Consider the following 18147-nt stretch of genomic DNA (forward strand, 5'->3'; position numbering starts at 1 on the left):
ACTAGTGGCCCTCGGGCTCTGGCTTGTCAGGGCTGCGCATCCGTCGTGGCTCTGATGAACGCGGTGCCGATAATGCCTTGGCCAACAATGAAATATCCTTGCGCAATTCGGCCATGGTCTCTTGGCGGCCCGCCGAGATTTCTTCCAAAATCCGCAGCATCTGCACATCAATGGACCGCAGACGCATCCGGCTTTCGGCATCGATGTGGTCGTCGGTTTCCTGGCCTTCAAGCACCGCGATCATGCGTTCCTGGCCTTTTGCGATCCGGTCCAGACTGTCGTTTGACGCATCCGCCTGTGCGCTGCGTTCGGTCAAAGCCTCGATCGCAGTAGCCAGCGTTCCAAGCCGCGTATTCAAGGCGGTCTGGCTTTCCGTGGAGTCGCCGATCAACTGCCTGAAGCTGTCCATTTGTTCGGTGATGTGATCCAGCACGCCCGCCACGGCACTGTGATCCGGTGTGCCTTCTTCTCCGGCGGAAAATCCGATGCGGGTGATCGAACTCAGCCAGTCTTCGAGTTCCTGGTAAAAGCGGTTTTGACCATGGCCCGCGAAAAGTTCCAACAGGCCCACGACCAGCGATCCGGCCAGGCCAAGCAAGGATGATCCAAACGCCACGCCCATCCCGCCAAGCTGGGATTCAAGGCCCGTCATCAGCCGTGCAAACATGTCGGTGCTGCCGTCGCCTTCTTGTGGGGCAAGGCTGCGAATGGTTTCGACCACCGCGGGTACGGTTGTCGCCAACCCATAGAACGTCCCCAAAAGTCCAAGGAAGATCAGCATGTTAACGATATATCGCGTAATTTCCCGCGCCTCGTCGATGCGTGTGGCGACCGAATCCAGAATGGACCGGGTTGATGACGCATTCACCTGCATCCGCGCGCCGCGTGTCCGCAGCAGTGATGCCAGCGGGGCCAGTAATTGCGGGGCAACGGTTTCGGGATCAGGCGCATCTGACGCAAAGTTTTCGATCCAGCGCACCGACCCGATCAATTGCAGCACCTGATAGAAACAGGCGATCACACCGATAAAGAAAACGGCGATGATCACACCGTTCAGATAGGGGTTCGCCGCAAAAATCGGCAAAACGCTGGGCAGCGCCAAAAAGGCACCAATACCGGTCAGCCCAAGGGCGATCAGCATCAAGGTAATCTGCCGTACCGGCTGGGAAAACTGGGGTTTAGATGAGCGGTCTGACTGCGCCATGCCTCGTCGATCCTGACACTTTTGTGCTTCTATCGTGGCACCTTACACTCAAGTCCCGCATTTATGCCAAGGATTTATGCGCAAAGCATCTTTACCCGGTCGTGCAGCCATTCAAGCGCAGGGTCATGCAGCCCGATTTGGGTCAGATGGCTGGCGGTGTTAAACAGATATTCAGTATTCGGCCCCATACCACCGACAGCATTTGCAATAATTTGCGCCTGCTCTTCCAGCGCCAGGCCACCGCAATACTGATCATGATCCGCATCAATCACATAGACCAACGCCGTGATCACGCGCCCGTCTGTCAGTTGAACGTCCAGATTTCGCTCCACATAAGCCGAGGAAATCAGTTCGCGCTCGCGCAGATATTCAAGGGTCTGTTCTTCTTGGCCAGGCACCACACGCAAGGCCATTCCGTCACAGGCTGTCCCGGTCACCGCATCCAGCGCCAGCACCAGCCCCGGCTGGTCGACCGTCCCGCGATGATGGATCGACCGCATACAAAACGAACGGGCATAGCCCGGCAAGCGCCCAACGACGCTTTCCGCCACGTCAAATCCCGGTTTCCACAGCAAACTGCCATAGCCGAATACCCACATTTCCATCACTCTGGTCCTTTGTCTCCCGCAGCGTTAAAGCGGGCCTGTCTGTCATGTTAATAAGGTTTTTGTCGCCATGGGCAAGCTGATCGGAATTGTCGTTTTTTTTGCCATTATCTGGTGTGGATGGTGGGCCGTGGCGTCAACCGGCATGCAGCGCGGGATTGCACGCTGGCTTGATGTCCGCCGCAATCTGGGCTGGCAGGCCGATGTGAGCAGCATGGAAAAAATGGGCTTTCCAATGCGTTTGCACACCCGGATGAAGGATATCGCAGTTGCGGACCCGACCACCGGCGTTGCTGTCGGCATGGATCAGATGGATATTTCGGTGCCGACCTATTGGCCCGGTTATGTGACCGTCGCACTGCCCCAAACACCGATCACCCTGGCCAGCCCCAATCTGCGCGCCAGCGTGACCGCGACCGCCGCCGTTGCTGACTTGCGCCTGCGCCCGGGCAGATCATTGCAGCTGCAAAGCCTTGGCCTAAAGGGCGGGGACTGGTCCGTGGATACGGCAGCCGGCAGCCTTGTCGGGGCTAACGGGATCGACCTGAACATGGCGCAGCAGGCCGCGGACATTCCCGTTTATGACATGAGAGTGAACGCCGTCGATCTGGTACCCGGTCAGCTGCCCCGCAGTTTTCTGGGGCTTTCCGACGACTGGCCCGTGGCATTCGATACGTTCACCGCCGATATGACGGTGACATTTGACCGCCTCTGGGATCGCCGCGCGTTAGAACGCAGCCGTCCCCAACCCCGGGTCATCGACATCAAGCTTGCGCAATTCATCTGGGGCGAGATTGAGTTGCGGGGCACCGGCAATCTGACCGTAGACGAAGAAGGACTGGCCAGCGGGACCGTGACGGTGAAGGCTGAAAACTGGCCTACCATCTTGGATATGGTTGGAAATGCGGGATATTTGCCCGCGAACATGCGTCCTCAGGCGGAACAGATGCTAAAAGGGTTGGCGCAAATGAACGGCCAGACGACGGGGCTGGACCTGACAATCACCCTTCAGGCCGGCCGTATGTCGATGGGGTTTTTGCCCCTGGGCCGCGCGCCCCGCATCATCTTGCGGTAACGCGCAGCGTCAAAATGCAAACGGTTTTGGTGAAAACCACGCGCGTTCGGGCCGGATTACTTCTTGGCTGGTTGACGCCCAAAGTTCGGGGCATCCGTATCCTGACCGGCCTGAATAATGCTGCGCCGGATCGCGCGGGTCCGCGTGAAATACGCATGTAGATGGTCACCGTCCCCCGTGCGAATGGCGCGTTGAAGGGCAAACAGCTCTTCGGTGAAGCGGCCCAAAATCTCGAGCGTCGCGTCCTTGTTGGTCAGGAACACATCGCGCCACATGGTCGGGTCCGACGCGGCAATCCGCGTGAAATCCCGAAATCCGGCGGCCGAATATTTGATGACTTCGCTATCCGTCACACGGCGCAAATCGTCGGCAACGCCCACCATGGTATATGCAATCAAATGCGGCGCATGGCTGGTCACGGCGAGAACAAGGTCATGATGCTCTGCGTCCATTTCCTCGACATTTGCGCCCAGCCCTTCCCACAGATTTCGCAAGCGGGCGATTGCATTTACGTTCGTGTCGGGGACCGGAACCAGCAGGCACCAGCGGTTGTCAAAAAGTTCGGCAAAGCCGCTACGCGGGCCGGAATGTTCTGTCCCGGCAAGGGGATGGGCCGGAATGAAATGCACGTTGTCGGGCAATAGCGGACCGACTTGGGCGATCACATCGGCCTTGACGGACCCCACATCCGTGACCGTGCAGCCCGGTTTCAGAAAACCTGCCATCTCCGCCGCGACCGACCCCATGACCCCCACCGGCACACAAAGCACCACCAGATCTGCGTCTTTGACAGCCTTGGCAATGGAATCGCAAACCTCGTCACACAGGCCGATTTCGCGCGCGGTATCGCGGGTTTCGGCACTGCGCGCAAAGCCCGATACCGTCCCGGCGAGCCCCGCGCGTTTCATCCCCCAAAACATCGACGACGCGATCAGACCCAGCCCGATCAGGGCGACTTTCTCGTAAATGACCGGCATATCAATCGCCCTTAAATTGACGGATGGCGTGAACCACACGGCGGCACGCGCTTTCGTCGCCAACGGTAATCCGCAAACATGCAGGCAGCTTGTACCCTGCCACGCGACGCACAATCAGCCCTTGGGTTTTCAGGTATTCATCGCAGGCCTCGGCCTCGGTCTGTGACTTGAAGCGCGCCAGAATAAAATTCGCACAAGACACGTCAGACGGCACCCCGATTTCAGCCAGGGCATCCGCCATCCAGCTTCTCCAACGCGCGTTTTCAACACGGCAATGTTCGGCATAGGCGACATCTTTAATGGCAGCTTCGGCGGCGTTCAGCCCTGCCTGCGACAGGTTGAATGGCCCCCGCACGCGGTTAAGAACCTCGATAATATGGGCAGGCCCATAGCCCCAGCCGACCCGCAAGCCGCCCAAGCCATATAGCTTGGAAAACGTCCGCGTCATGATGATGTTGTCATGCGCATCAACCAATGCGGCACCACCATCATACCCTTCGACATACTCGGCATAGGCCCCGTCAAGAACCAGAATGGCCTCCTTGGGAATCCCATTCGCCAGCCGCTCGATCTCGCTTAGGCCGATCATGGTGCCGGTCGGGTTGTTGGGGTTGGCAATGAAAACCAGCCGCGTCTTGTCGGTGCAGCCGGCCAGCAGCGCGTCAACATCGGTGACACGTTCGTTTTCCTTGACCTCAACCGGTGTGGCACCGTTTGCCAATGCGGAGATGCGGTACATGCCAAAGCCGTGTTCGGTGTGCAGCACCTCTGTGCCCTCGCCCGAATAGGCCTGGCACAAAAACGCGATAATCTCGTCCGACCCGGCACCGCAGATAATGCGATCCGCATCCAGCCCGTGCACATCTGCGATGGCATGGCGCAGCTTGCCGTGATCGGATGACGGGTAACGGTGCAAATCGTAAGACGCATCGCGAAACGCCTTGATTGCAGCGTCGGACGGCCCCAACGGATTCTCGTTCGAGCTAAGCTTGATCACATTCTCAAGCCCCTCAACATGGGATGCCCCACCTTGGTAAAGGTCGATATCCATGATGCCGGGTTGCGGGCGAATTGCGGTAGTCATCAATAAAATCTCCTGTCGGGCGGACCATAGACCCGTGCCGTAATCAGCGCCACCTGTGATCTTGGCCCTGCGTCACTTGGCATATGCCCCACGCAAGACCCCTGATCAAACGGAAAAGGGCCGCGCCGGTATTCTCCAGCGCGGCCCCTTGGCAATAGATATGCGAGGAACCTTAGTTCTTCGCGTAGAATTCGACCACGAGGTTCGGTTCCATAACGACAGGGTATGGCACGTCACCCAATGTTGGGGTGCGCACGAATGTCGCTGTCATTTTGGAGTGATCGACTTCCATGTAGTCAGGAACGTCACGCTCGGCCAGTTGAGTGGCTTCCAGCAATGCAACCATCTGCTTGGAACGGTCACGTACTTCGATCACGTCGCCTTCTTTTACGCGGTAGGAAGGAATGTTAACCTTCTTGCCGTTCACTTTGACATGGCCGTGGTTCACGAACTGGCGCGCAGCGAAAACGGTCGCAACGAATTTGGCACGGTACACAACCGCGTCCAAGCGACGCTCGAGCAGACCGATCAGGTTTTCACCTGTGTCGCCTTTTACACGCTCGGCTTCACCGTAAATGCGGCGGAACTGCTTTTCGGTCAGGTCGCCGTAGTAGCCCTTGAGCTTCTGCTTGGCGCGCAGCTGGATACCGAAGTCGGAAATTTTGCCCTTGCGGCGCTGACCGTGCTGGCCGGGGCCATATTCGCGACGGTTTACCGGGGATTTTGGACGGCCCCAGATGTTTTCGCCCATGCGGCGGTCAATTTTGTGCTTGGCAGCGGTGCGTTTGGTCACGGCTGTTCTCCTTCATATGGCCCTTGCGGGCGGTAAAGGGCGTTGTCCTCTGGCATAAAGCCCGACAGGGATCCCTTTGCAGGGTCCACCAACACCAATGAAGCCGCGCTTATACGAGGGTTCACCGCGGAGTCAATGCGAGAAGTCCTAATATCAGGTGAAGAACCAACCGCGGTGCAATTTAAAGCTTGGTTGGCGGTTTAGAGGGTATGTGTTCAACTTCGGGCCGCCGCCGCCGCGCCAACGTCAGCCATTGCACCAAAACAAGAAAAATGGGCAGAAAATGGAGGGAGTGCGCAGATATTTTGGCCTTGTTAATTTTATTGTAGCTATTTTGTCATCACAGTAACCGTCATAAATCGGTCAGGTTCCTGTTAACTACTTCCGGCTGAACGGTTTTCTCACTTGGGCAAAAAACAGAGGATGCAATCATTGCCTGGTTAATTTTTTTTGCGTTGTTTAAACGGCGCATTCGTTTATCAAGGCCACGGGTAAAAACTAGAAAAGCAGGCACATGAACGATACTTCCAAGGTCTTTGGGCCAACTACGGGCTCAATACCAGCGCGCGACTGGATTAAAGTGCTGTCAAATTACCGCGATCCCAATGCATTGCGAAGCACGTTTGAGCTCGCCGTTACGGTGGTGCCGTTCATTGCGTTGTGGTCGCTTGCATGGGCTTCATTGTCCATCAATCCTTGGCTCACCCTTGTAATTTCGGTCTGTAACGCCGCATTTTTGCTGCGTTTGTTTGCCATTCAGCATGACTGTGGACACTATGCGTTCTATTCCAACCGCGCGCTGAGTGACTGGATCGGCCGGGTGCTTGGCGTCCTGACATTGACCCCTTATGATGTCTGGAAGCGGTCACATGCGATGCACCATAGCACATCGGGCAATTTGTCGCGCCGCGGCATAGGCGATATCGACACCCTGACAGTGGCCGAATACCGCGCCCTGACCCCCAAAAAACGCCTGCTGTACCGCCTTTATCGGCATCCGCTTGTTCTGTTCGGTCTGGCACCGCTTTACTTGTTCTTTATCCAGCAGCGGGTTCCCATGGGGTTAACCAAACAAGCCCGCTATTGGGTCAGTGCCATGTGCACGAATGCCGCAATCCTGATCGCGCTGTCCGTTGTATTTTACTTTGGCGGGCTCAAGCCGATCCTGCTGATTTTCCTACCCACAACACTTTTGGCCGCAACCGCCGGGGTGTGGTTGTTCTATGTTCAACACCAGTTTGAAACGACCCTTTGGGACGTGGACCCCACTTGGGACATTCACGAGGCAGCCCTGAACGGCAGCTCGCACTATAAACTTCCTGCACCTTTACAATGGCTTAGCGCAAATATCGGAATCCATCACGTGCATCATTTGTACAGCCGCATTCCGTTTTACCGTCTTCCCGAAGTCTTGCGTGATCATACCGCTTTGGCACAGATCAACACCCTCACCATTCGGGAAAGCTTTGCAAACGCGCGCCTTCACCTGTGGGACGAGAGCAGCAAAAAACTCTTGTCATTTGCACAGGCCACAAAGGCGAAGTAACGCGCTTTTACTCATTTGTTACCCTTTGGTCATCGATGCGACAACATCGTGTCGGTGGCAGGTGACAAGGTGGTCGTTAACCATGCCGACCGCCTCCATAAATGCATAAACGATGGTGGGCCCACAAAATTTGAAGCCCTCTTTCTTCAGGTCTTTGGATATTTGCGTTGATAACGCGGTCGAAGGCGGCACCTGAGCTTGGCTGGCAAAGCGGTTCTGCAAGGGTGCCCCGCCGACATAGTTCCACAAATACGCGTCAAACCCTTCACGCGCCTCGATTTTTTGCCAGACACGCGCGTTGGTAATCGTCGCTTCAATTTTGCCGCGGTGGCGGATGATACCAGGGTTTTGCAGCAGTTTTTCAACATCGGCAGCCCCCCAATCGGCGATCACGTCGGGGTCAAACCCCGCAAAGGCCTCGCGAAAGTTCTCTCGCTTTTTAAGGATCGTGATCCAGCTTAGCCCCGCCTGAAACCCGTCGAGCACCAGCTTTTCCCACAACGCCCGGCTATCGTATTCCGGCACACCCCAGTCAGTATCATGATAATCAAGGTAAATTTGTTCCGGGCCTGCCCAATCACAACGTTGCATCGTCACTCCTTTATTCCCGTTACAATGAACATGCCGTTTATAATGACAAATCTATATTCATTCGACATTTAACCTGCCCTTATCAAAACACCATGCATGAACGCAGCATAGTCCGGGAAAAAAGGAATCTGCCACGTGCATCAGCGGTCCAAACATTGTTTCGCCGACCTTCCCGACGGGGGTGGCAGTCCTCTCGACTATGCCGTGACACAGCGTGACCAATCGACCATTGCAATGGTCCAAGACGCCGTCGATCACAAACAAACATTAATGGCATATCAACCAATTTTGCGTGATGTGGCCAGCCATAAGATCGCCTTTCATGAGGGGCTTATTCGTGTTTTGGATCCAACTGGCCGAGTGATACCTGCGCGGGATTTTATGCCCGTCGTTGAAAACACCCAACTGGGCCGCCAGATTGACGTGCTATCCTTGGACGCAGGCATGATCACCTTGCAGGCCCACCCGGAATTGCGGATTTCGATCAACATGTCCGCCAGATCAATCGGCTTCAGGGCGTGGACAACCATGTTGAACAGGTGGCTGTCACGGGAACCAACGATCGGGGAGCGTTTGATCCTCGAAATCAGTGAACAATCGGCCATGCTGATGCCCGAACTGGTGTCAGATTTCATGAAGCGCATGCAAGACAAAGGGGTTTGTTTTGCACTGGATAATTTCGGGTCTGGCTATGCCGCCATCCGATTTTTCAAGGACCTCTACTTCGATATTCTGAAAATTGACGGGCAGTTCACACGTGACATTGCACAGAACTCTGAAAACCGCGCGCTTGTCACTGTCATGGTATCTATTGCCGAAAACTTCGACATGGTGACGGTCGCGGAACAGGTTGAAAACATGGATGATTGTGCAGTTCTGGCCCAGCTGGGCGTCGACTGCCAGCAAGGGTATCTATTCAGTGCGCCAACCACCCGGCCCTATTGGGCCATCAAGCCCGAAAACCGCAAAACAGGATAAGCCTTACGTCGAGATTGCCGCGTCTGCTGCAATGCGGTATATCCGGCTTTCAGAAGGCTAGGGGATCGCAAGGAAGTTGCGATGGGAACCCCATCGGTCAATAACCTGAGGAAATACACATGACGAATGTTGTCATCGCATCCGCAGCACGCACAGCCGTGGGTAGCTTTAACGGATCTTTTGCAAATACACCTGCCCACGATTTGGGTGCCGCTGTCCTGAAAGAGATTGTCGCGCGCGCAGGGATTGATGCATCAGAGGTTTCTGAAACCATTCTTGGTCAAGTTTTGACAGCTGCACAGGGACAAAACCCCGCACGTCAGGCCCATGTAAATGCTGGATTGCCGATTGAATCCGCGGCCTGGTCGATCAACCAAGTTTGCGGATCCGGCTTGCGCGCCGTCGCACTGGCCGCACAGCACATCCAACTGGGCGATGCCGATATTGTGGCTGCAGGCGGCCAGGAAAACATGTCGTTGAGCCCCCACGCACAAAACCTGCGCCCCGGCCAGAAAATGGGCGACCTTCAGTTCATTGACACAATGATCAAAGACGGTCTTTGGGATGCATTCAACGGCTACCACATGGGTCAAACAGCTGAAAACGTTGCGGAAAAGTGGCAGATTAGCCGCGACGCGCAAGATGAATTCGCGGTGCGCTCCCAGAACAAGGCTGAGGCCGCGCAAAAAGCGGGCAAGTTCGCCGACGAGATTGTTGCCTACACAATCAAGACCCGCAAAGGCGAGACTGTCGTCGACAGTGACGAGTACATTCGCCATGGCGCGTCCATGGAAGCGATGCAAAAGCTGCGCCCTGCCTTTACAAAAGACGGCTCAGTCACTGCAGCGAATGCTTCGGGCCTGAACGACGGTGCGGCTGGCGCATTGCTGATGTCGGCGGACAACGCCGAGAAACGCGGCATCACGCCACTGGCACGTATCGCATCCTACGCAACAGTTGGCCTTGACCCGACCATCATGGGTGCCGGGCCAATCTACGCCTCCCGCAAGGCGTTGGAAAAAGCCGGCTGGAAGCCCGAAGACCTCGACCTTGTAGAGGCCAACGAAGCATTTGCGGCACAGGCTTGCGCCGTTAACAAAGAGATGGGCTGGGACCCGGAAATCGTGAACGTCAATGGCGGTGCGATCGCTATCGGTCACCCGATCGGTGCCTCGGGCGCGCGAATCCTGAACACCCTTCTGTTCGAAATGCAGCGCCGTGGCGCGAAAAAGGGTCTTGCGACCTTGTGCATCGGCGGCGGCATGGGCGTCGCAATGTGCCTTGAGCGCCCCTAACTCGACCCCGCACGGCGCAGATTGATGCGCCGTGCACTTCTCTTAGAAAACATTTGCAAAAAGCTTGGCCAAAACGGTTGCAAAGCCTGCACATGATGTTTTATCAATCTTTGACGTAATAAAATTGCGCAGCCGTTATCAAAAATGAAATAACGTTGCCGTTAGGGGAGAGGATCACCATGTCACGTGTCGCACTTGTGACCGGAGGTAGCCGCGGAATCGGTGCCGCCATTTCAACAGCACTCAAGGACGCCGGTTACACCGTCGCCGCCACCTATGCTGGCAACGACGAAGCCGCAGCAAAATTTACCGAAAGCACCGGCATCAAGACATATAAATGGAATGTCGCCGATTACGACGACTCCAAAGCGGGCATCGCAAAAGTCGAAGCCGATCTTGGCCCTGTAGAAGTTATCGTCGCCAACGCAGGCATCACGCGTGACGCACCTTTTCATAAAATGACGCCAGATCAATGGCATGAGGTGGTCAACACCAACCTGACCGGCGTGTTCAACACCATCCACCCGATTTGGCCAGGCATGCGTGAACGCAAATTTGGCCGGATTGTAGTGATCAGCTCGATCAATGGTCAAAAGGGGCAATTCGCGCAGGTGAACTATGCCGCGACCAAGGCCGGTGATCTGGGCATCATAAAATCCCTCGCCCAAGAAGGCGCGCGCGCAAACATAACAGCCAACGCAATCTGTCCGGGCTATATCGCCACTGACATGGTCATGGCCGTCCCTGAAAAAGTACGCGAGTCGATTATTGCGCAGATCCCGGCCGGTCGGTTGGGCGAACCAGAAGAAATCGCCCGCGCGGTTCTGTTTCTGGTCGCGGATGACGCAGGATTTATCAACGGGTCCACGATTACGGCGAACGGCGCTCAGCACCTCGTCTGACGTCACGCACAGTTTGAGCTTTGAAAGGCCAGCGCAGGGATGCGCTGGCCTTTTGACATTACCGCGCGCGTGAATGGTTCTTATCCGACACCCCGAACAGCCAGCCCCAAAATGCCAAGGTTACCCGGGCCCGCTCCCGATGCGCCTGCTCCATCGCGTTTCGTGCGGCGCGGTTTGTTGTTGCTTCAATCATCTTCAAATCCAATCTATCAAGCAATTCTGTTCTGTGCTTAAGATTGCCCAAAGGTATCCGCTTAACAAACGAGACTTTCTGCGCTTCACATAAGAAATACTTAACTGATATGACAGATCGCCTGCCACCACTCACTGCATTGCGCGCCTTCGAAGCCGCGGCACGGCACCTGTCTTTCGCAGCAGCCGCAGCCGAGCTCAACGTGACGCCAGCAGCCCTAAGCTTTCAGATCAAGTCGCTAGAGGCCCATTTCGGTGCGCCACTTTTCCGCCGCCTGAACCGTGCCGTCGAATTGACCGAGGCAGGCATCGCCCTTGCCCCCGGTGCAACAGACGGGTTTCAGACACTGGCCAGCGCCTGGCGCAGTGCACAGCGCACACAGGATCACCACTCTTTGACCGTGACAGCGGGGCCCGCTTTTACAGCCAAGTGGCTGGCACCAAGGCTGTTCGAATTCGCCCAAGCGCACCCGGAAATTGAACTTCGGTTTTCGGCTTCATTGCGAAAGATGGATTTTGCGCGCGACAATATTGATGTCGCGATCCGGTTCGGATCATCTGTGGATCCCGGCCTTTATGCGCTCCCCCTTGCGGAGGAATGGGTGACGCCGGTCATGACGCCTGAACTGGCCGCCCGATACCCCACGCCCGCCAGCCTGCAACACGCGCCGCTGATCATCGACGAATCAATCGCGTTTTTGGACCCGCCGATGGATTGGAACAGTTGGTTTGCCGCTATGGGCCTGCCTGCCCTAGCGGTTCAGGGGCCCCGCTTTTCCCAGGCAGACCACGCCACAGACGCGGCATTGGCGGGTGTGGGTGTTGTCCTTGGCAGACGCGCATTGGTGATCAAGGATCTGGCCGAAGGGCGGCTGGTTGCACCTTATAATGCCGCACTTGCCACAGGGGCGCGATTCTGGTTTCTCTGCCCGAAGACGGCGCAGGACCGGCCGCAAATCATAGCTTTCAGGGAATGGATCATGCGCGAGATCAACAAGACTTCGGCCCTTGCCGACGCCATCCAGATCATCCCAAGGCCCACGGCATGACGCGGCCCCAAGCAACGCTGATCGGTTTTACTGCGGTTTTGCTGTGGTCGCTGCTGGCGCTTTTCACCGTCGGCACCGCACCGACCCCGCCGCTTTTGCTGAACACACTGTGTTTTTCGATCGGGGGCGTGCTGGGGCTGATCTGGTGCTTGGCCACTGGTACCCTTGGCACGTTGAAGACCGTGCCGCTGCGGGTGTATCTGTTCGGCATTGCAGGGCTTTTCGGGTATCACGCGCTGTATTTTTCCGCCCTGCGACTGGCCCCCGCCGCAGAGGCCGGGTTGATCGCGTATTTATGGCCTTTGCTGATCGTTGTATTTTCCGGCCTCCTGCCCGGAGAGATTTTGCGCAAGGGGCATGTTTTTGGCGCCGTATTAGGATTCGCCGGGGCGGCGTTGATCATCTCGAACGGATCAGGCAGCTTTCAGGCGCAGTATCTGCCGGGCTATCTGCTGGCCATCTGTTGCGCCCTGACCTGGTCGGCCTATTCGCTGCTGTCGCGGCGCATCGGCACAGCCCCAACGGCCAGCGTTGTTGTCTTCTGCCTTGGCACAGCGGCCTTGTCCCTGCCCTTGCATCTGCTGTTCGAAGAGACCGTCCTGCCCACGACAGGCTTGGGATGGGCCAGCATTGTGGGCTTGGGCCTTGGCCCTGTCGGTTTGGCATTCTATGTCTGGGATATCGGGGTGAAACGCGGAGACATCCAATTGCTTGGTACCAGTTCTTATCTGGCCCCCTTGCTGTCGACGCTTATTCTGGTGGTTTCCGGTGTCACGCCCGCCGAACCCATTCTGTTTTGGGCGGCTGCGTTGATCACTGGCGGCGCTTTATGTGCAGCGCGCGCCAGTTACGTTAAGTCTGGTTAAATGGTTAATCCGACAGTCTGGTAATCTCTTCCTTCAGTCGAAGCTTTTCCTTCTTCATCGTTGCAACTTTCAGATCGTCGATACCCGGGGCTCGCTGTGCCTCTTCTACAGCATCGCTCACCGCCATATGTTTCCGTTTCAAAGCTTCAAGATGCGCGTCAAATGCCACTTAACTCTCCTATTTTGAATGTTGCGTAGCTTGAGTGAAGCACGAAAGATTCAACCTGTCACGCGGCATCGCAGCAAAACTTCAGACAAGTTGAACAATCGGCTGGTTGATGCCTAAAACGGAAGCGCGGCACCGTCACGCAACACCGCACGGATCGCGGCCACATAACTGTCGCCATCCGTCACATGCGCATCGCCTTCGTGCATGATCATCGGCGCACAAAGGCGAAACGCCCCACGCCCGCTTTTGCGCGCCCGCAAGATGATCAACTCTGCCATGCGGCCCGTGCGGGGGGCAATCGGCAAGACCTCGATGCTGCCCATATCATGGGGCAAGGCGCGGATCAGATCCGGCAGCCGTTCTGCACGGTGGATGAAATGCGCCTGCCCTTTCGGGGCCAGACGTTTGGCAGCGATTTCGACCCATTTCGCCAATGGGGTCTGTTCCCCCAAGGCCGTTTCGCGGGCATTATCCAGCGAGGCAACCGAAGCGCCACGGTCAAAATACGGGGGGTTGGCCAGCACATGGTCAAATTGACGTTGACGTAGCGTCACTGGCATCTCTGCAAGGTCGGCCTCGACAACCTCGAACCCGCAATGGTTGCGCCGGGCCAGCTCGGCATAGGCGGGCTGAAGCTCTACTCCGGTCAGGGTCAATCCGGGCACCCGCGCGCCCAGACACAAGGATGCAGCCCCAACGCCGCAACCCAGTTCCAACACCCGCTGCCCCGCCTGCGCAGGCACGGACGCGGCCAATAAAACAGGGTCAACACCCGCCCGATACCCCTTGCGCGGCTGCCACAAATGCAGCTTGCCCCCCAGAAAGGCGTCATGGGTCAGGTCATCTGGAGCAAAGCTGTTCACGGGGTCAGTCTGGCAGTCCGGTTGGAATGTCATTGTCGCGTAACACCCGCAGGGCGGCGCTGTGCTTGTCTTCGTGCACCATCAACCGACGGGGGAAAATACCGATCCCACCTTCGAGCACGCTCATATTTACGTCCAATGGAAAGCAGTCTATATCCTCGCCCTGAAGAAGGGCGCTGGCAAAAGCGATGATCGTCGGGTCAGTCGTGCGCAAAAGTTCCTTCATAACAGAGATGTAAGTGCAATCGGACCAGATTGTCGAGCCTTTCAGATGGGGTCATGCAGATGAAGATGGACGTAAGTCAAAAACCACATGACCGTATGGCCAGATATCTGGCCGCTGACATGACGGCAGTGAATGACCTGATCCGTGACCGCATGGCATCCGAACACGCCCCCCGCATCCCCGAGGTGACCGCCCATCTGGTCGAGGCAGGCGGCAAGCGTTTGCGCCCGATGCTGACCCTGGCTGCCGCCCATATTTGTGGCTACGACGGCCCCTATCACATCCACCTTGCCGCGACGGTCGAATTTATTCACACCGCCACTTTGCTGCATGATGATGTTGCTGACGAAAGCGGCCAGCGGCGCGGGCGCCCCACGGCGAACCTGCTGTGGGACAATAAATCATCGGTGCTGGTGGGCGACTATCTGTTCGCGCGCAGTTTCCAGTTGATGACCGAAACCAACAACATGCGCGTGCTGGCGATCCTGTCCAACGCATCGGCAACCATTGCCGAGGGCGAAGTTTTGCAGCTGACCGCAGCGCAGAACCTTGCCACTGACGAATCTGTCTATCTCAAGGTCGTGCGCGGCAAGACGGCTGCCTTGTTTTCAGCCGCGACCGAAGTTGGCGGCGTGATCGCCGGTGCCCCTGCCGAACAGATCAAGGCGCTTTATGACTATGGGGATGCCTTGGGCATTGCGTTCCAGATCGTCGATGATCTGCTGGACTATCAGGGGGATACAAGCGCCACGGGCAAAAACATCGGTGACGATTTCCGCGAAAGAAAACTAACGCTGCCGGTGATTAAAGCCATCGCAAAAGCAGATGCCGAAGAACACGGCTTTTGGAAACGGACCATCGAAAAGGGGCGTCAGGAAGACGGCGATCTGGACCATGCCCTGACCCTTTTGAACAAGCATGACACGCTGAATGCGACAAGGTCCGATGCCTTGGAATGGGCCGGTCAGGCAAAAGCCGCCTTGCATGCCCTGCCCGATCACGAGTTGCGTGAAATGCTGCACAACCTTGCCGATTACGTGGTGGCACGGATCAGCTAAGAACCTCTGCGGCGGTGACCCACCAGCCGGGATGGGCGTGGTCAATCCGTGCCGCGGCATGGTTCGCGGCCTCTTCGCTGTCATACAAGCCAAAGCACGTGGCCCCCGACCCCGACATGCGCGCCAGCAGCGCATCGTCCAGCGCCCCAAGACAATCCGCGATTTCGGGAACGACTTGCAGCGCCGGTGCCTCAAGGTCATTGCGCTGCACCGCCAGCCACGCCACAAAATCCTGCAGCGTTTTGAAATCCGGTATGGCCTGTGGCATCGGCGCGTTCTGTTTCGATGCCAACCGGTTGAACACCTCTGGCGTTGAAACCGACTTGTTGGGGTTTACCAGCACCAGCCAGCAGGGCGGCAAGGGCCCGGCTGGCGACAGGTCTTCGCCGACGCCCCGCATCCGTTGCGGGCCATTGTGCATGCAAACGGGCACGTCAGCGCCCAGGCGCGCCACATCCTCGGGCATAGGCACCCCCCAATGACCGCTCAACAGCTTGAGCGCCGTTGCGGCATCAGCCGATCCACCACCGATCCCGGCGGCGGCAGGCAGCACCTTGGTCAAAAGCAACCGCGCCCCGCGTGTGCCTTCGGCATCCAGCAGCCGCGCTGCCCGGATAACAAGGTTACGGTCATCCAGCGGCGCGGCATCCGCATAGGGGCCGTCAATGAAAAGCTCCAACTCGGCTGACGGCGTAACGCTCAGCAGATCGCCAACCGCCGCGCGCACCACCAGACTGTCCAGCAGGTGATAGCCGTCGGCGCGTTGCCCCGTGACGTGCAATGTCAGGTTAATCTTGGCCCATGCCGGCTCTGAATACTCGAGGCCAAGGGCCGCGCGGTTCGTGCGCATCAATCCGCCATTACCTTGGTCAGCGGATCGGCCCCTTCTTCCTCGAGGACGACATCCAGACCGACTTCCAGCTTGCGGCGCATCCGGTCCGGTTCGGCTTCGCTGTCGGCATCTTCGGGGTCAACAAAAGACAAGGCCCGCCGCCACTGGAATTCGGCCTCACGCTTTCGGCCAACCGCCCAATACACGTCACCCAGATGATCATTCACCACCGGATCAACAGCAACCAGTTCCACCGCGCGTTCCATCTGTGACACCGCTTCTTCGTAGCGGCCAAGACGGTAGAGCACCCAACCGAGGGAATCGACGATATAGCCCGATCCGGGGCTTGCCGCGACAGCGCGTTCGATCATGTTCAACGCTTCGTCCAGATTGCGCCCCTGTTCGACCAGCGAATATCCCAGATAATTCAACACCTGTGGCTGGTCGGGATTGATCGCCAGCGCTGCGCGAAAATCGGCCTCGGCCTTGTCCAGATCGCCGCCGCGTTCTTCGGAAATGCCACGGGCATAGAAAAGCACCCAGCGTTGCGGGTTGGTTTCGGCCGTCAGTTCGATCGCACGGTCATAGGAGTCAATGGCCGCCTTGAATTTGTCTTCTGCCCGCAGCGCATCGCCAAGCGCGGAATGCACTGATGGCAATTCACCATGGCTGCGCGTCAATTGCTGCAAAACCTCGATCGCCTGTTCGGGTCGGCCAGACCTGCGCAAAGCCGCAGCGCGGCCCAATTCGGCAGCATGATAGGCCGGATCATTGGCAGGAACATTTGCCAGCTCGGTAATCGCAAGATCATATTGCGCAAGGCCCTCAAGCAGATCAGCCGTAAGCAGCAGCGCGTCAATGTGGTTCGGGTTCAGATACCGCGCGATCCGCGAATACAGCAGCACATAATAATCGCCCGCAGATTCACTCCGCAACACAGCCGCAAAGGTGAAAAACACCTCGGCAATTCCGGCTTTGGCATCGGCGATCTGGGTGAATTTGATCGGCTCGTCGTTGGTCAGCGCCAGAACAAGCGCTTCGAGTTCGGGGTCGGTACTGTCACCGAAACTGGCCTTGAGCAGGGCAAGCGCCTGATCCTTGCGATCCAGTTGGCCCAGAATTTCGGCCCGCGCAATCACACCACGCCGGGTCTGTCCTGCCGCACCCGCCTTGTTGGAGGCAAAGATGTCCTCCGCCCCTTCGAAATCGCCCACAGATGCCAGCGCCAGCGCCTTGTGATACATCACAAACCCCTGCATCCCGGCTTCCTGGCTCAGCTTGTCAAACTCGGTGATTGCCTGCGTCATGTCGCCCTTGCCGACATAGGACCACGCCTTGACCAACCCGTCGACCCAAGGGCCGATGCCCGCCTCGTCGCCTTTTTGCGCCAGCAGCCCGTCAAAGTCGCCCTTTTGTGTCAAATCGGCGGTGGAGACCAGATAGGCAACCTGTGAGCTTTGGTTTTTCGCGGCCAGAACCTTGGCCAGGGGCGCGGCCTTTGCGATATCGCCCAAGGACAGATAGGCAAGGATCGTGCTTTCCAACAGTTCGCTATTCATGCTGTCGCGCGCCAGGGCCTGTGCATAGTAATCAGCGGCTTCTGCAAAATCACTGCGCGCGGCAGCGTGTCGTCCGGCAAGATAGGCACCCGATACGGACTGCGCTGAAACGGGCAGTGCCCCGGTCACAGCCAAGGCCATGACACTGGCAGAAAACAACAGGTTACGGATCATATGTGCAGGCCTTATCTTGTTTCGATCAACGCTATCAGGTTCACCCCCAAGCGCAATGGCACCCCGCCGCCCAAGCACGCAGTCGTGAGCAGTAATTTGCCCGTCTAAT

Annotated in this window: 20 protein-coding genes; 8 read left to right on the top strand and 12 right to left on the bottom strand. The window is 57.3% G+C overall.

Features of this window, described 5'->3' with window-relative positions; translation table 11 throughout:
• Position 1: 1 nt before the first annotated feature.
• Together HGT1_RS13775 and HGT1_RS13780 are read right to left on the bottom strand one after the other, a co-directional pair.
• Positions 2-1204, bottom strand: coding sequence for a biopolymer transporter ExbB (locus HGT1_RS13775; RefSeq protein ID WP_176250543.1), 1203 nt, complete (start codon positions 1202-1204; stop codon positions 2-4).
• Between the two features lie 74 nt (positions 1205-1278).
• Positions 1279-1809, bottom strand: a complete 531-nt coding sequence (locus tag HGT1_RS13780) for a gamma-glutamylcyclotransferase (protein ID WP_176250544.1) — start codon at positions 1807-1809, stop codon at positions 1279-1281.
• A gap of 70 nt (positions 1810-1879) precedes the next feature.
• On the opposite strand from HGT1_RS13780, the gene HGT1_RS13785 reads away from it, so the two are divergent.
• Positions 1880-2884, top strand: coding sequence for a DUF2125 domain-containing protein (locus HGT1_RS13785; protein ID WP_176250545.1), 1005 nt, complete (start codon positions 1880-1882; stop codon positions 2882-2884).
• A gap of 56 nt (positions 2885-2940) precedes the next feature.
• Here the strand turns inward: HGT1_RS13785 and HGT1_RS13790 are convergent, their stop codons facing one another.
• The 3 genes from HGT1_RS13790 to rpsD all read right to left on the bottom strand — a co-directional run bounded on the left by HGT1_RS13790 (position 2941) and on the right by rpsD (position 5738).
• The gene (locus HGT1_RS13790) at positions 2941-3861 is read right to left on the bottom strand and encodes a prephenate/arogenate dehydrogenase family protein (RefSeq protein WP_176250546.1); all 921 of its coding nucleotides are present in this window, start codon (positions 3859-3861) and stop codon (positions 2941-2943) included.
• A 1-nt stretch (position 3862) separates the two neighbouring features.
• Positions 3863-4945 (bottom strand): histidinol-phosphate transaminase, encoded by a 1083-nt coding sequence (hisC, locus tag HGT1_RS13795; RefSeq protein WP_176250547.1) that lies wholly within the window; start codon positions 4943-4945, stop codon positions 3863-3865.
• 172 nt (positions 4946-5117) lie between these two features.
• Entirely contained in the window at positions 5118-5738 is a 621-nt protein-coding gene (rpsD, locus tag HGT1_RS13800; protein WP_176250548.1) for a 30S ribosomal protein S4, read from the bottom strand.
• A 514-nt stretch (positions 5739-6252) separates the two neighbouring features.
• Here rpsD and HGT1_RS13805 point away from each other — a divergent pair.
• The gene (locus HGT1_RS13805) at positions 6253-7284 is read left to right on the top strand and encodes a fatty acid desaturase (RefSeq protein ID WP_176250549.1); all 1032 of its coding nucleotides are present in this window, start codon (positions 6253-6255) and stop codon (positions 7282-7284) included.
• A gap of 18 nt (positions 7285-7302) precedes the next feature.
• On the opposite strand, the gene HGT1_RS13810 is transcribed toward HGT1_RS13805, so the two are convergent.
• On the bottom strand, positions 7303-7875 hold the full coding sequence (locus HGT1_RS13810; RefSeq protein WP_176250550.1) for a DNA-3-methyladenine glycosylase I: 573 nt from the start codon (positions 7873-7875) through the stop codon (positions 7303-7305).
• A gap of 135 nt (positions 7876-8010) precedes the next feature.
• On the opposite strand from HGT1_RS13810, the gene HGT1_RS13815 reads away from it, so the two are divergent.
• The 3 genes from HGT1_RS13815 (at position 8011) to phbB (ending at position 11050) form a co-directional block, all read left to right on the top strand.
• Entirely contained in the window at positions 8011-8853 is an 843-nt protein-coding gene (locus HGT1_RS13815; RefSeq protein WP_255200207.1) for an EAL domain-containing protein, read from the top strand.
• Positions 8854-8972: 119 nt separating this feature from the next.
• Positions 8973-10148, top strand: coding sequence for an acetyl-CoA C-acetyltransferase (locus tag HGT1_RS13820; protein ID WP_176250551.1), 1176 nt, complete (start codon positions 8973-8975; stop codon positions 10146-10148).
• A 179-nt stretch (positions 10149-10327) separates the two neighbouring features.
• The gene (gene phbB, locus HGT1_RS13825) at positions 10328-11050 is read left to right on the top strand and encodes an acetoacetyl-CoA reductase (RefSeq protein WP_176250552.1); all 723 of its coding nucleotides are present in this window, start codon (positions 10328-10330) and stop codon (positions 11048-11050) included.
• Between the two features lie 58 nt (positions 11051-11108).
• On the opposite strand, the gene HGT1_RS18350 is transcribed toward phbB, so the two are convergent.
• Entirely contained in the window at positions 11109-11243 is a 135-nt protein-coding gene (locus HGT1_RS18350; protein WP_255200208.1) for a hypothetical protein, read from the bottom strand.
• Between the two features lie 109 nt (positions 11244-11352).
• On the opposite strand from HGT1_RS18350, the gene HGT1_RS13830 reads away from it, so the two are divergent.
• Together HGT1_RS13830 and HGT1_RS13835 are read left to right on the top strand one after the other, a co-directional pair.
• Positions 11353-12291 (top strand): transcriptional regulator GcvA, encoded by a 939-nt coding sequence (locus HGT1_RS13830; RefSeq protein WP_176250553.1) that lies wholly within the window; start codon positions 11353-11355, stop codon positions 12289-12291.
• Positions 12288-13157 (top strand): DMT family transporter, encoded by an 870-nt coding sequence (locus HGT1_RS13835; RefSeq protein WP_176250554.1) that lies wholly within the window; start codon positions 12288-12290, stop codon positions 13155-13157. The genes HGT1_RS13830 and HGT1_RS13835 overlap by 4 nt, the downstream gene beginning before the upstream one ends.
• Positions 13158-13161: 4 nt before the next feature.
• Here the strand turns inward: HGT1_RS13835 and HGT1_RS13840 are convergent, their stop codons facing one another.
• From HGT1_RS13840 to HGT1_RS13850, 3 genes are all read right to left on the bottom strand, one after another.
• The gene (locus HGT1_RS13840; protein WP_176250555.1) at positions 13162-13326 is read right to left on the bottom strand and encodes a YdcH family protein; all 165 of its coding nucleotides are present in this window, start codon (positions 13324-13326) and stop codon (positions 13162-13164) included.
• Positions 13327-13439: 113 nt separating this feature from the next.
• Positions 13440-14189 carry a tRNA1(Val) (adenine(37)-N6)-methyltransferase gene (locus HGT1_RS13845; protein ID WP_176250822.1) on the bottom strand — a complete coding sequence of 250 codons (750 nt, stop codon included), beginning with the start codon at positions 14187-14189 and terminating at the stop codon, positions 13440-13442.
• Positions 14190-14193: 4 nt separating this feature from the next.
• Entirely contained in the window at positions 14194-14415 is a 222-nt protein-coding gene (locus HGT1_RS13850; RefSeq protein ID WP_093916049.1) for a DUF2007 domain-containing protein, read from the bottom strand.
• Between the two features lie 59 nt (positions 14416-14474).
• Here HGT1_RS13850 and HGT1_RS13855 point away from each other — a divergent pair, with 59 nt between their 5' ends.
• The gene (locus HGT1_RS13855) at positions 14475-15473 is read left to right on the top strand and encodes a polyprenyl synthetase family protein (protein WP_176250556.1); all 999 of its coding nucleotides are present in this window, start codon (positions 14475-14477) and stop codon (positions 15471-15473) included.
• Here the strand turns inward: HGT1_RS13855 and HGT1_RS13860 are convergent.
• Entirely contained in the window at positions 15466-16323 is an 858-nt protein-coding gene (locus HGT1_RS13860) for a 4-(cytidine 5'-diphospho)-2-C-methyl-D-erythritol kinase (protein ID WP_176250557.1), read from the bottom strand. The two genes, HGT1_RS13855 and HGT1_RS13860, sit on opposite strands and share 8 nt — an antisense overlap.
• Positions 16323-18038, bottom strand: coding sequence for a tetratricopeptide repeat protein (locus HGT1_RS13865; RefSeq protein ID WP_176250558.1), 1716 nt, complete (start codon positions 18036-18038; stop codon positions 16323-16325). The genes HGT1_RS13860 and HGT1_RS13865 overlap by 1 nt, the downstream gene beginning before the upstream one ends.
• Between the last annotated feature and the right edge of the window lie 109 nt (positions 18039-18147).

It is taken from the genome of Sulfitobacter sp. HGT1 (assembly GCF_013282155.1).
Taxonomy (GTDB): domain Bacteria; phylum Pseudomonadota; class Alphaproteobacteria; order Rhodobacterales; family Rhodobacteraceae; genus Sulfitobacter.